Origin of the sequence: Pigmentiphaga sp. H8, from assembly GCF_003854895.1 — a bacterium.
GTDB lineage: Bacteria > Pseudomonadota > Gammaproteobacteria > Burkholderiales > Burkholderiaceae_B > Pigmentiphaga.
Map to the genome: position 1 here is coordinate 2,949,933 of NZ_CP033966.1, position 13,713 is coordinate 2,963,645.

Annotated in this window: 9 protein-coding genes; 1 reads left to right on the top strand and 8 read right to left on the bottom strand. The window is 69.9% G+C overall.

Features of this window, described 5'->3' with window-relative positions:
* The first annotated feature begins 65 nt into the window (after positions 1-65).
* Positions 66-1,973, top strand: a complete 1,908-nt coding sequence (locus EGT29_RS14020; protein ID WP_238160409.1) for a choice-of-anchor I family protein — start codon at positions 66-68, stop codon at positions 1,971-1,973.
* A gap of 19 nt (positions 1,974-1,992) precedes the next feature.
* On the opposite strand, the gene EGT29_RS14025 is transcribed toward EGT29_RS14020, so the two are convergent.
* The 8 genes from EGT29_RS14025 to EGT29_RS14060 all read right to left on the bottom strand — a co-directional run bounded on the left by EGT29_RS14025 (position 1,993) and on the right by EGT29_RS14060 (position 13,702).
* Positions 1,993-3,201, bottom strand: a complete 1,209-nt coding sequence (locus EGT29_RS14025) for an MFS transporter (protein ID WP_238160411.1) — start codon at positions 3,199-3,201, stop codon at positions 1,993-1,995.
* 73 nt (positions 3,202-3,274) lie between these two features.
* Positions 3,275-3,469 carry a hypothetical protein gene (locus tag EGT29_RS14030; protein ID WP_124689571.1) on the bottom strand — a complete coding sequence of 65 codons (195 nt, stop codon included), beginning with the start codon at positions 3,467-3,469 and terminating at the stop codon, positions 3,275-3,277.
* 32 nt (positions 3,470-3,501) lie between these two features.
* Positions 3,502-5,856 (bottom strand): CHASE2 domain-containing protein, encoded by a 2,355-nt coding sequence (locus tag EGT29_RS14035; protein ID WP_124689572.1) that lies wholly within the window; start codon positions 5,854-5,856, stop codon positions 3,502-3,504.
* Positions 5,857-5,871: 15 nt separating this feature from the next.
* Positions 5,872-7,548, bottom strand: a complete 1,677-nt coding sequence (locus EGT29_RS14040) for a FecR domain-containing protein (RefSeq protein WP_124689573.1) — start codon at positions 7,546-7,548, stop codon at positions 5,872-5,874.
* Complete coding sequence (locus EGT29_RS14045; RefSeq protein WP_124689574.1) at positions 7,545-8,267, bottom strand: response regulator transcription factor; 723 nt, start codon at positions 8,265-8,267, stop codon at positions 7,545-7,547. Before EGT29_RS14045 ends, EGT29_RS14040 begins: the two co-directional genes overlap by 4 nt.
* Before the next feature lie 126 nt (positions 8,268-8,393).
* On the bottom strand, positions 8,394-8,852 hold the full coding sequence (locus EGT29_RS14050; RefSeq protein ID WP_124689575.1) for a hypothetical protein: 459 nt from the start codon (positions 8,850-8,852) through the stop codon (positions 8,394-8,396).
* A 166-nt stretch (positions 8,853-9,018) separates the two neighbouring features.
* Positions 9,019-10,494 (bottom strand): efflux transporter outer membrane subunit, encoded by a 1,476-nt coding sequence (locus EGT29_RS14055; protein WP_124689576.1) that lies wholly within the window; start codon positions 10,492-10,494, stop codon positions 9,019-9,021.
* Positions 10,495-10,510: 16 nt separating this feature from the next.
* Complete coding sequence (locus tag EGT29_RS14060) at positions 10,511-13,702, bottom strand: efflux RND transporter permease subunit (protein WP_124689577.1); 3,192 nt, start codon at positions 13,700-13,702, stop codon at positions 10,511-10,513.
* Between the last annotated feature and the right edge of the window lie 11 nt (positions 13,703-13,713).

The following is a 13,713-nucleotide window of genomic DNA, read 5'->3' on the forward strand; positions in this document are numbered from 1 at the left end:
CTTACATATGACTGTCATGTTACTCCGTCATGATGCGGCGCTTGTCCAACCCACCCGACCGAACGATGACACTCGCCACCCAGCCCTCGCGCATGACGATCCTTGCCCGCAGCCTGTGCGCCCTGGCGGTCGCCCTTCCCCTGGCGGCCTGCCTGGGCGATGGCGGCGACGACGCGGCCCCCGCGACGCCGCCCGTCACCCCGCCTCCGGCCGCGGAGCCGACGCCCAAGAGCATCAGCCTGAAGATGCTGGGTCGCTATTCCGCCGGACAGTTCGGTGTCAGCGCCGCCGAAATCCCCGCCTTCGACGCGGCCAGCAAGCGCGGCTTCGTCGTCAACGCGCGCAATGGCGTGGTCGACGTACTGGACCTGAGCACGCCCGCCAGCCCCAAGCACATCGGCACCATCGACGCCTCGACCATCTCGACCGGCGCCGAGATCAACAGCGTCGCCGTCCATGACGGCATCGTCGCGGTCGCCATCCAGGCCGCGACGAAGACCGATCCGGGCTTCGCCGCGCTGTACAAGGCCGACACGCTGGCCCTGCTAGGCAAGGTCGGCGTGGGCGCCCTGCCCGACATGCTGACCTTCACGCCCGACGGCAAGACCCTGCTGGTCGCCAACGAGGGCGAGCCCAGCGACGACTACCAGATCGATCCGGCCGGCTCGGTCAGCGTCATCGACGTCTCGAATCCGGCGGCGCCGTCGGCCCGGGTGGCCGGCTTCACCGCGTGGAACGGCAAGGAAGCCGAGCTGCGCGCCAAGGGCGTGCGCATCTTCGGCCCCAAGGCCAGCGCCTCGCAGGACTTCGAGCCCGAATACATCGCCGTGTCCGCCGACGGCAAGACCGCATGGGCCACGCTGCAGGAGAACAACGCCCTGGCGCGCATCGACATCGCCACGGCCACCGTGACCGACATCCTGCCGCTGGGCTACAAGGACCATGGCCTGGAAGCCAACGCGATGGACGCCAGCGACGAGCCCGCCAAGCTGGATATCCGCACCTTCCCCGGCGTGCGCGGCATGTACCTGCCCGACGCCATCGCCTCGTACACGGCGGGCGGCAAGACCTATCTCGTGACCGCCAACGAAGGCGACGCCCGGGCCTGGGGCGAGGACGACGACGCCTATTGGGAAGGCGACGCCAGCAAGGGCTTCGTCGAGGAGTTCCGCGTCAAGCACCTGGTTCATAGCAGCGGCTTCGCCCGCCGCCGCGGCGACGATCTGCCGCCGCAGCTCGACGCGCTGGCCGCCGGCGCCCTGCTGAACCCCGAGACCTTCGCCTATTGCGGCGCCACGGCCGACAAGCCGGGCGCCTGCCGCGATGACGACATCCTGGGCCGCCTGCAGATCTCGTGGACCATGGGCTATCGCCAGGACGCCACCGGCAAGCCGGTCAAGTTCAACGCCCAGGGCATCGAGGACCCCACCGGCGACCGCATCATGTACGACCACCTGTATGCCTACGGCGGCCGCTCGTTCTCGATCTGGGACCAGGACGGCAAGCTGGTGTGGGACTCGGGCGCGCAGTTCGAGCGCATGCTGGCCAGCGACGCGTGCAAGGTGGGCCCCGACCGCGACGTGCCCTGCGCCGCCTACTTCAACACCGGCCATGACGAACAGGCCACCTTCGACAGCCGCAGCGACGCCAAGGGGCCCGAGCCCGAAGGCGTGGAAATCGGCGTGATGGGCGACAAGACCTTCGCCTTCATCGGCCTGGAGCGCATGGGTGGCGTGATGGTCTACGACATCACCGACCCCAAGGCACCGGTGTTCATGGACTACTTCAACACCCGCGCGAACTGGACCGAAGCGCCGTCCAACGACAACCTCGCCAAGATGGGCGACCTTGGCCCGGAAGGCCTGAAGTTCGTGCCCGCCGCGAAATCGCCCACCGGCCAGCCGCTGCTGCTGGTCGGCAACGAGGTCAGCGGCACGACGGCCATCTACGAAGTCGCGCGCGTACTGGAGTAGGCAAGCCGGGGCGCCGGATTCAGGCGCCCCGCTGCGGTTCCTTGCCCATGCCGAACACGATGACGGCGAAGGACACGGCGCAGGCGGCCAGGCCGGCCAGGAAGGCGGCGCGATAGCCGTAGGCGCCGATCAGCAGGCCCGCCAACGGTCCGGTCACGCCCGAGGTGATGTCCACGAAGGCCAGGAATCCGCCCACGGCGACGCCACGGCTCTCGGGGGGCACGCGGCGCATGGCTTCCACGCCCATGGCCGGGAACACCAGCGAGAACCCCACGCCCGTCAGGGTCGCGCCGGCCAGCGCGAAACCGGGGCTGGGCGCCATCCACAACAGGAACTGGCCCAGCGCCTCGATTACCAGCGAGACCGCCGCGACCTTGCGTCCGCCCAACTGATCCGGCAGCCGGCCAAAGAACAGCCGCACCAGGATGTAGCCCGCGGCGAAACCGGTCAGGGCCAGGCCCGCGCCTTCCCACCCGCGGCTGGCGAAATACAGCACGACGAAGGCGGTCAGCACGGCGAAGGGAGCCGAGGCCAGCGACAGCGCGCCGCCCTGCCGCCAGATCATGCCGATCACGCGCAGGAACGGCACCTGTTTCCTGGCGCCGGCCGCCACGGGCACGGGCGGCACCCGCGAGGCGATGAGCAGGCCCACCACCGGGAAGGCCACCGTGGCCAGCCCCACCGCCAGGAAATCCACGTTCTGCATGACCCACACGCCCAGCGGCGCGCCCAGGCCCAGCGCCGCGAACATGGCGATGCCCTGCCAGGACATCACGATGCCCGTGCGTTGGGGGCCCACCCTGCCTATGCCCCAGGTCATGGTGCCGGTCAGGAACAGGCTCTCGGCCGGCCCCATCAACAGGCGGCCGGCAACCAGCACGGCCAGCGCGACCGACGGGTGCGGAATCAGGGCCGAGGCCACGTACAGCAGGCCCGCCATCGCGGCCATGGGCAGGCCCATCATCACGGATTGGCGCGGGCCGTGCCTGTCGACGTAGGTGCCGGCGAACTTGCGGGTAAGAATCGTGGCCAGCGGCTGCAGGCCGATGATCCAGCCCACCGCCAGCGGACTGAAATCGAGCACGCCGTTGACATAGAGCGGCAAGGCGGGCAGCGGCAGGCCGACGGCCAGGAAGCCGGAAAAGACGATGGCGACCAGCGGCAGCAGGCGCAGCGTGGATTCGTGGGAAGAGGGAGAGGAGACGGAAGGCGTAGCGTTGTTCATCATCGGATGTCGATAAGCGGCGCGCATGGCCCCAGTGGGCCGGCGCGGCGTTCAGCGCATGGGATGACGTTTACGCTTACGACTGCAAACAGGAAGACCGGGCCGCATCATACCATTCGCCCGTGGCCAGGCCCCCTTTCGGACCCGCTGCGTGGAGCGGATGGATCACGCTGAAGTCCGTCTGGAGCGCCCGTGCGTTCAGCCAGACCAGGCAGAACGGCGCGGCCACGGCCGCGCACAGGATGAGTACCACCAATAGCCGTTCAGTCATGCGTACCACAGACCTCGTAAACAGCCCGCAGTCTACGCGTTCCCGTCGCGCGGCTGCCCCTGCGGTTCAGCGTTGTTTACCGTGGCGGGCAGCAGCAGGCGGAATTCGCTGCCCTGCCCCGGCGCGCTCTCGCACTCTACCCGTCCGCCATGCCGGTCGACCACGGCCTTGACGAAGGCCAGTCCCAGCCCGAAGCCCGGCTCGTCGCCGTCCTCCGCGCCGCCCACGCGCGAGAACTCCTGGAACAGGCGGGCCTGGTCCTCGGCGGCGATGCCCCGCCCCTGGTCCCGCACCGCGAAACACCACAGCTTGCCCCGGCGGGCCAGGCGGCAATCCACGCGCGTGTGGGGCGGGCTGTACTTGATGGCGTTGCCGATCAGGTTGATCAGCGCGCGCGTCAGTTGCGAACGGTCGCCGCGCAGCGGCGCGCCGTCCTCCGGTACGTCGGTGCCGAGCGCGATGTGCTTGGCCTGGGCCAGGCTCCAGCACTCGTCGGCGGCGTCCAGGAGCACGTCCGTGCCCTCGACCAGCTCGTCCCGGACCGGCGCCGTCGCCAGCCGGGCCAGTTCGACGAAGGACTCCGCCAGGGACTGCGTGCGCAGCACGTAGCGCCGGATGCGGTCCAGCAACTCGTCCTGCGCCAGTTCGCCCGGGTCGCTGCGGTGCAGTTCCAGCAAGGCCAGGATGGCGCCTTGCGGCGAGCGGATGTCGTGGGACAGGAAACGCAGGGCCTGATCGCGTTTGCGCTCGGCCTCGCGCAGCGGGTTGATGTCCACCAGGGTGGCGATCCAGGCGGTCTCGCCGCCCTCCTCTCCCGCGCACCGCGCGTACTCGAACAGAAAGGCCCGCCCGGCGGCATCGCGGCATTCGGCGAAATGTCCCGGCGCGACCGCCGCGGGCCAGCTGAGCGGGCCGCCGCCCACCAGCGTGAAGCCCGCCAGCAGGCCGGCCATGTCCGCCCCCTTGGCCGCGGCCGCGCCGAACTGCCGCACGGCCTGCCGGTTCGCCAGCAGGACTCGGCCGTCCTCGCCCACGGCCAGCGCCGCCTCGGGCAGGCTTTCTATCACGGACGACATGAAGGCCTGCACATCCAGCAGGCGTCCCGTGGCCCGGGCCAGGTCGTGGATGCGCCGGTCGATCAGATCGCCGGCGGGGGCCGCCGCGTCCTGCGGCAGCACCGCGCCATGGCGCTTCAACCTGCCCAGTTCGTCGACCAGATAACTGGCCGCGCGCTCCAGGCGCCGCCAGTTCCATCCCAGGTAGAAGGCCGCGATGGCCAGCACGGCCGCGCCGGGCGGCCACCACAGGCCCTCGGCCAGCAACAGGCCGCCGCTCGCAGCCGCCGCCACGCCTATGCCCGCCACCGACGCCGCCAGCGCCCAGCCCGGCGCGAACAGCCACAGCGCCGGCAGCATCGCGGCCACCAGCATCACCGTCAGCAGCGCGCCCATCCACGGCTCGATGATGCGGCGCGACGTGCCCGACATCAGGTTGTCGATCACGTTGGCCGATATCTCGACCCCCGGCGTGAAACGCTGGCGCGCCGACAAGGGCGTGGGATACACGTCGCCCAGGCCCGCGGCCGTGGACCCGACCAGCACGATGCGCCCATCCAGCGCACCGTCGGGCAGTTCGCCCGCCAGCACCTGGGCGGCGGGAATCGTGCGATAGGTGCCGGCGGGCCCGGCATAGTCGATGTGCATCCAGAAGTCCCGCAACCACGCGCCCGGCGCGGCCTGCGGGTCGGCCGGCGCCCGGTTGCCGGGCAGCGGATCGGCGACCGGGTGGCCGGCCACCCGCAGCAACGCCAGCGCGAAATGGTTCCATTGCCGATCCCGGGTGCCTTCGCGCAGGAAAACGCTGCGCACCACGCCATCGGCATCGGGCTCGACCGAGACATGCCCCAGCGCCCGGGCCGCGGACGCCAGCGGCGGCACCGGCAGCATGGCCTGCACCCTGGTCCCCGCTTCGGCGGTGAACACGGGCAGCACGACGTTGCCGCTGCGGCGTATGGCCTCGGCCATGCGCAGGTCCACCGACGGGTCGGCCGCAGGCTCGGACAACAACAGGTCCAGCCCCAGCGCGGCCGGCGACTGCTGGGCGATGCGCTCGATCAGGTCGATCTGCTGGTCGCGGCTCCAGGGCCAGCGGCCCACTTTCGCCAGGCTGGACTCGTCGATGGCCACCACCACGATGTCCTGGCTGGGCGCGGCGGGGTCCAGCCTGCTGAAGAAGTCGTAGACGGCCGCGTCGAGGCGGCCCAGACCATTCTGCCAGGCCAGCAAGGCGGCCAGCAGCAGTCCCGCGACGACCGCGATGCCGCGGATCGCAGACCGGGACCGCCGGGGCCCCGGGCGCTGCGTGGCGGATGGTACCTGGCGGTCCATGCGGGAAAGGCCGCGCTAGGGAAGCTGGATTTCCTGGCCGTCACCCGAACGCAGCGAACCGTCTCCGCTGCGGACGGTACGGTTGACGCGGAAACGTTGCGGACGTGTGAAGTCGCGCACGTAGCCGTCGCTGTCGGTCGCCCGGATACGGACGAAATATTCGCCAGCGGGCAAGGCCTCGAGCGCCCATTTGCGCTCCGTGGTGCGGCGCTCGGCGGCGATGCCGGCAAAGCCGGTGTCGCGCGCGACCTGGACGAGATAGTTCTGGCCTTCCTCGCCGTCCCAGCTCAACACGACTTCGTCGCCCTGCTGGCTCATGCCGAGCTTGCCGCCCACGGGCAGGCGCACCATGAAGCGGCGCGGGTCGCTGTAGGGCCCGGCGTCCGGCTTGCCGTCCTTGCCCTGGATGACGCTGCCCACGCGCCAGAAATAGTTGCCCGAGGTGAGTCCGCCCACGGCGTGGGAGTCCGCCGACAACATGTTTTCGTCGACGGAGGGATGGGTGAAGGCCTGGTCGCGCGACACCTGCAGGCGATAGCCGATGGTGCCGTCCGCTCCCGTCCAGCGAAGCACGGCCTCGGTCTGCTCCACCACGCCGCCGTCAGGCGGGGCGATGGTGACCGGGGGTTCGGGCCGGGCCTTGAGCTTGATCGGCCAGGTGACCGGACGGCCTTCGATACCCTGCGCGTCGACGCCGTTGATCCGCACCACGTAGTCGCCGTCGTCGAGCCCCGCGAAGCGCACGCGCGGCGTGGTGGTCACGAGGTTGCTGGCTACCTGTTCGGCGGTGCTGGCGGGCCAGATGAAGGCGCGGTAGGAGGCCGCGCCGGCCAGCGCGGGAAACGCCAGGTCGATGATGGGACGCTGTTGCAGGGCCTGGACACCGGACAAGTCCGGCGCCGCCAGCAGCGGCGTCAGCGTGGCCGCCGGCGCATCGGTGGCGACCGCGCCGCCCACGCCCGCCGCGACCCGCGCGGTGGCGCCCGAACGCGCCACGCGCAGTTCGACCTCCCCCTCCAGGACGTCGCTGGTGGCCGCGCTGCCTTCCCGCATCGAAACGCCGAATTCGGTGCCGCGCACGCCGGCGGCCATCAACGGCGTATCGACCTGGAAGCGGCTGCCCGTGGGCCGCTGCGGCGCCACGCGCGATTCGACGCGACCCTTGTCCAGGACCAGCGAGGTGTCGGCACGTTTTTTCGTCAGGCTGTACTTCAGGCGCTCCAGGCGCAGCTCGGAATCGCCCGCCACGCGGACCACCGAGCCGTCGGCCATCTCGAGCGTGGCGAAGCCGCCGGCATCGGTGCTCAGGCGGTCGCCGTCGATCAGCCGCATGTCACGTTCCAGCGCGCCCGTCGAGCCGCTGCGCGTCGTATAGCGCACGCCTCCCGAGACGTGGACCACGCGCGCGCCGCCGGGTTTCTTGCGCAGCAGTTCGTCGGGCACGACGATCACGGAGCCGGGCTTGAGCCTGTGCGGATTGGGGTTGCCGTTCTCGCGGGCCAGGGCCTGCCATTGGCCGGGATCTTCCAGGTAGGCCTGGGCGAGGTCATACAGGGTGTCGCCGTCGCGCACCAGGTGGCGCACCGGTTCGGCCTGCTGGGCGTGGGCCGCCATCGTGCCGAACGCGCAGGCGGCGGCGATCGCCCACGCGGACAGCCGGATGCCGGCATCCATGCTGGATAGGTTCTTCATGGGGAGTCGTCGTTGGAGTCGTTCGGGGCGGGTGGATCGGCCAGCATCTCGAAGCGGTAGCCCAGGCCGTAGACCGGCACCAGCCGCACGCCGTTATGCGGGCGCAGATCGAGCTTGCGGCGCAGCTGGGACATGTGAGTGGTCACGGTGCGGGTGTCGATGGCGCTAGTGCCCCACAGTTCTTCCAGCAGGTGTTCGTGCGTCAGCAGCCGCCCCAGGTTGCGGAACAGGTACAGCGCCAGTTCGTATTCCTTGGGCTTGAGTTCGACCGGCTCGCCGTTGATCCGGGCCTCGCGGCGGTGCAGATCGAAGGTATAGGCGCCGAAGCCCGGCTGGCTCGGGCGCGAGGCCTCGGGATAGGCCCGGCGCAGCAGCGCGGCCACCCGGGCCTGCAGTTCGATGGGACGGATGGGCTTGGACATGTAGTCGTCGGCGCCCGCCTGCAGGCCGTCGACCACGTCCTGTTCCTCGTCGCGGCTGGTGACGAACAGCACCGGCAGGTGCGGCGGCAGGTTGCGGCGGATCCAGCCCAGGATCTCGGGGCCTTCGATGTGCGGCACGTGCCAGTCCAGCACGAACATGTCATAGCTCTGGCGATGGAGGTCGCGCAACATCGCCCTGCCATCCTCGAACAGATGGCAGTCGTGCCCCGCCTGCAGCAGCGTCTTTTCTATGATCCGGGCATGTGCCGGATCGTCTTCCAGTATGGCGATGCGCACCTGGCCCCCCAAAGATCGATGTAAAGCCAGCGCATTTTATAACGGGGCGCGCCGCGACGCCCGGAAAGCCTCACTTTCCGGGGGATTTCGCGGCGGATCAAGGGGAAAACCGCCTGGGGGAAGGCGTCAGCGCATGCCGGGTCCGTCGCCGGGACGAGGCATCGCGGGGCCTGGCGAGCCCGACGGCATCGTCGGGGAACCGGGCGCGGGCGTCTCCACTTCCCGGTATTCCCGCAGCACGCCTCCGCCTTCGACGCTGCCGCTGACCGTCCCTCTTCCGTCCACGCGGGCCATGCAGGCGGCCCGGTCGGCTTGCGGCAAGGCGTTGCAGCGCTGGGTACGGTTCTGCTCGTAGGCCGAATCGCTGGCGCCGCGCAGGTTGCCGCGGCGCGACTCCTGCAGGGCCGCGCCGGCTTCCCGCCGGCATGTCGCGCGGTCCTGTCCGGACAGGCCGCTGTTGCAGCGCGCCATTTCCTCCTGGTAGGTGGAATCGGTGCCGGATGCGGCCTGCGCCGACGTAAACAGAACAGCCCCCAGGGCGGCCGCCGCCAGCCCCAGGGCGCGATGCTTGATCTTCATGTCCATGCCTGACTCCTTTCGCGCAGCAAAGGTCCCGGCGCGCGGGACCGGCGCGTCGATCCAGTGTAGGCGTGGCATGGCCGCCCGCGATGGACGCGGATCGCGACTATGTAAGCGTTCCGTACAGCAAAGACCGCAGCCCCCGGGGCCGGCGGGCCGCGGCCACGGCTTGTTACGAAGGTTGGCGCGCGGGCAACAGCGCCGCCGCGGGGGCCGGGGCCTGCCCTTCCCAGCCGCCGCCCAGCGCACGGATCAGGTTGACCGTGGAACGCGCCAGTTCCCCATCCAGGCGGGTCGCCACCCGGCGCTGCTGGAGCACGCTGCGATCGGCGTCGATCACGTCCAGGTAGCTGACCGATCCTTCGCGGTACTGGATCTGCGACAGCCGCGCCGCGCGCGCGGCGGACGCCACCGCCTCGTCCTGCGCGCGGTACTGGTCGGCCAGGATGCGCAGGTTCGCCAGGTTGTCCTCGACTTCCTTGAAGGCCGTGAGCACCGTCTGCCGGTAATTGGCGGCCTCTTCCTCGTAGGCCGCCCGCGCGGCCTGCAGTCCCGCCTCGCGTCGTCCGCCATCGAAGATGGGCAGCGTCAGCATCGTGCCCACCAGCGGCCCCAACAGGAAGGTACGGCTGGACCAGTTGAACAGATCGCCCAGCTGCGCGGACTCGTAGCCCAGCGCGCCGGTCAGCTCCAGCCTGGGGAAGAAGGCCGTGCGCGCCACGCCGACGCGGGCGTTGGCGGCGGCCATCGCGCGTTCGGCCGCGGCGATGTCGGGCCGGCGCTCGAGCAGGTCGGACGGCAGGCCCGGCGGCACCGACACCGCCAGCCTGGCCAGCGGACGCGCGGGCAGGCTGAAGGCGGCCGGCGCCTCGCCCAGCAGGATGGCCAGCGCGTGCTCGGCCGCCGCGCGCTGACGGGCGATGTCCAGCGCCTCGGACCGTGCCGAAGCCAGTTCCGTGCGCGCCCGCGCCAGGTCCAGTTCGCTGATGTAGCCTTCGTCGTAGCGGCGCTGGATCAGCGCCAGCGTGCGTTCACGCAGGGCCACCGTGCCGCCGTACAGCTCCTGCCCCGCGTCCAGTTCGCGCACCAGGAAATAGGCCTGCGCGACGTCGGCCTGCACGGCCAGTTGCACCGAACGCAGCAGGGCTTCGCCCTGCTGCGCCTGGGCCGACGCCGCGTCGACGCCGGCCGCGACCCGGCCGAACAGGTCCACCTCGTAGGCCACGGAAGCCTGGGCCCGCCACAGCGTCGACGGCGAGGTGTTCGCCTCGGCCGGCAGCCCCCTGGATGCCGGCGACGGCCGCTGCCGCGTGGGCCCCACGCCCGCGTCCACGCGGGGATACCGGTCGGCCCGCGCCTCGCCCAGCCGCGCCCTGGCCTGCGCCAGGCGCGCCACCGCCGCCTTGAGGTTCTGGTTCGCGTCCGCGGCCCGCTCCTGCAACTGATCCAGTACCGGATCGCCGAACACCGCCCACCAGCGGCCCCGGTGAGCTTCCTCGGCCGGCTGGGCGGTCTTCCAGTTGCCGCCGGCCGCTTCCTTGAACGAGGCCGGCACGTCGGCGCGGGGGGGATCGTAGGGCGGCGCCACCGCGCAGCCCGCCAGGACCAGCAAGGCGGCCAGCGCCGCGCCGCGCAGACTTTTCTTCATGGAATTCTCTTTCACTTCAGTGCCCCGGATGATGGGCCGCCACGATGGGCGCCTCGTGCTGCGCGGCCGAGTGCAGCTTGCGCGCACCCCCTGCCAGCCGCAGCAATACATAGAAGACCGGCGTCAGGAACAGGCCGAACAGGGTCACGCCCAGCATGCCGAAGAACACCGCCACGCCCATGGCATGCCGCATCTCCGAGCCCGCGCCGGAGGAGGTCACCAGCGGCACCACGCCCATGATGAACGCGATGGACGTCATCAGGATGGGGCGCAGGCGCAGCCGGCTGGCCTCGATGGCCGCCTCGACCACCGACCTGCCCTGCAATTCGAGCTCGCGCGCGAATTCCACGATCAGGATGGCGTTCTTCGAAGCCAGGCCCACCAGCACCATCAGGCCGATCTGGGTGAAGATGTTGTTGTCCCCGCGCGTCAGCCAGACCCCCGTGAGCGCGGCCAGGATGCTCATCGGCACGATCAGGATCACCGCCAGCGGCAGCGTCAGGCTCTCGTACAGGGCCGCCAGCACCAGGAACACCAGCAGCACGCTGATCGGGAACACCCAGACGCCGGCATTGCCCGCCAGGATCTGCTGGTAGGTCAGGTCCGTCCAGGCCAGCTTCATGCCGCGTGGCAGGACCTGCTCGGCGATGCGCTCGGCGGCGGCCTGGGCCTGGTCCGAGGAATAGCCGGGCGCCGGCCCGCCGTTGATGTCGGCGGCGGTGTAGCCGTTGTAGCGCACGACCATCTCCGGCCCGAAGGTCGGACGCACGTCCACCAGGGACGACAGCGGCACCATCTCGCCCGCGGCGTTGCGGGTCTTCAGCGCCAGGATGTCGTCCGGGTGGGCGCGGAACGGCGCGTCGGCCTGCGCGCGAACCTGATACACCCGGCCGAAGCGGTTGAAGTCGTTCACGTACAGCGAACCCAGGTAGATCTGCATGGTGTCGAACACGTCGGTGACGGCAACGCCCAGCTGCTTGGCCTTGACCCGGTCCAGCTGCACGTCCAGCTGCGGCACGTTGATCTGGTAGCTGCTGAACGTCGGCCCGAGTTCGGGCGCCTTCTGCGCCGCCGCCACGAAGGCTTGCGCCGCCGCGTCGAGTTCGGCGTAGCCCAGCGCGCCCCGGTCTTCGATCTGCAGCTTGAATCCGCCCAGCGTGCCCAGCCCCATCACGGGCGGCGGCGGGAATACCGCGATGAACGATTCCTTGATGGCCGAGAACTGCTGGTTGAGCGCGTCCGAGATCGCGGCGGCCGAGACGTCCTTGCCCTTGCGTTCATGGAAGTCCTTGAGCGACACGAAGACGATGCCGGCGCTCGAGCTGTTGGTGAAGCCGTTGATCGACAGCCCCGGGAACGCGATGGCGCTTTCCACGCCCGGCTGCTTGAGGGCGATGTCGGACATGCGCCGGATGACGTCCTCGGTGCGGTCGAGCGAGGCGCCGTTGGGCAACTGCGCGAAGGCGACCAGGTACTGCTTGTCCTGCGCGGGCACGAAGCCTCCCGGCACGATGGACGAAACGCCCAGCGTCAGCGCCAGCAGCACGCCGTACACGCCCATGACCATGGCCTTGCGCGAAATCACCCCCGTGACCCCGGCGCCGTAGCGATCGGAGGCCCGGCCGAACATGTCGTTGAAGCGGCGGAAAAAGCCGCCGAACAAACGGTTCATCACGCGCGTCAGGCCATCGGGCCGGGCATCGTGCGACTTCAGCAGCAAGGCCGCCAGCGCCGGCGACAACGTGAGCGAGTTGAACGCCGAGATCACCGTGGAAATGGCGATGGTCATGGCGAACTGCTTGTAGAACTGCCCGCTCAGGCCGGTCATGAAGGCCAGCGGCACGAACACCGCGACCAGCGTCAGCGCGATGGCGATGATGGGGCCGCTGACCTCGCGCATGGCCCGGTACGTGGCCTCGCGCGGGGTCAGCCCGGCCGCGATGTTGCGCTCGACGTTCTCCACCACCACGATGGCATCGTCCACCACGATGCCTATGGCCAGCACCATCCCGAACAGCGACAGCGCGTTGATCGAATAGCCGAAGCCCAGCATCAGCGAGAACGTGCCGATGATGGAGACCGGCACCGCCAGTAGCGGAATGATGGACGCGCGCCAGGTCTGCAGGAACACGATCACCACCAGCACGACCAGGGCCACCGCTTCCAGCAGCGTGACCACCACCGCCTTGATGCTGGCGCGCACGAACTGCGTCGGATCGTAGACGATGCGGTAGTCCACCGAGGGCGGGAAGTCCTTGGCCATGTCCTTCATGGCCGCCCGCACCTGGTCCGACACCGCCAGCGCGTTGGCGCCGGGCGACTGCATGATGGCCAGCGCCACCGCCGGCTTGTTGTCCAGCAGCGAACGCAGGCCGTACTCGGCCGCCGCCAGCTCGATCCGCGCCACGTCCGACAGGCGCGTCACGCCGCCGTCGGGCGAGGTCTTGAGCACGATGTTGGCGAAGTCCGATTCGGTCTGGAGCCTCCCCTGCGTGTTCACGGACAATTGCAGCGACACGTCGGACGCGCTGGGCGAAGCGCCGATCACGCCGGCCGCGACCTGCACGTTCTGCTCGCGTATCGCCGCCACCACGTCCGAGGCCGTCAGCCCCCGCTGCGCGACCTTCCGCGGATCCAGCCAGACGCGCATCGAATAGTTGCCGGCGCCCCACAGCTGCACCTCGCCCACGCCCGGGATACGCGCCAGGCGGTCCTTGACGTTGATCAGCGCGTAGTTGCGCAGGTAGGTGATGTCGTAGCGGTCGTCCGGCGAGATCAGGTGCGTCACCATCGTCAGCGTGGGCGAGCTCTTGATGGTCGTGACGCCCAGCCGCTGCACGTCCTCGGGCAGGCGCGGCAGCGCCTGCGACACCCGGTTCTGCACCAGTTGCTGCGCCTTGTCCGGATCCATGCCCAGGCGGAAGGTGACGGTAACGGCCAGGTTGCCGTCGCTGTTGGCCTGGGACTGCATGTACAGCATGTCCTCGACGCCGTTGATGGACTCCTCCAGCGGCGAAGCCACGGTCTCGGCGATCACCTTGGGATTGGCGCCGGGATACTGCGCGCGCACCACCACCGAGGGCGGAACGACTTCCGGATACTCCGAGATGGGCAGCTGGAACATCGCCAGCGCGCCCGCCAGCAGGATCAGGACCGACAGCACGCCCGCGAAGATGGGCCGGTCGATGAAAAACTTGGAGATATTCATGATGATGTCCG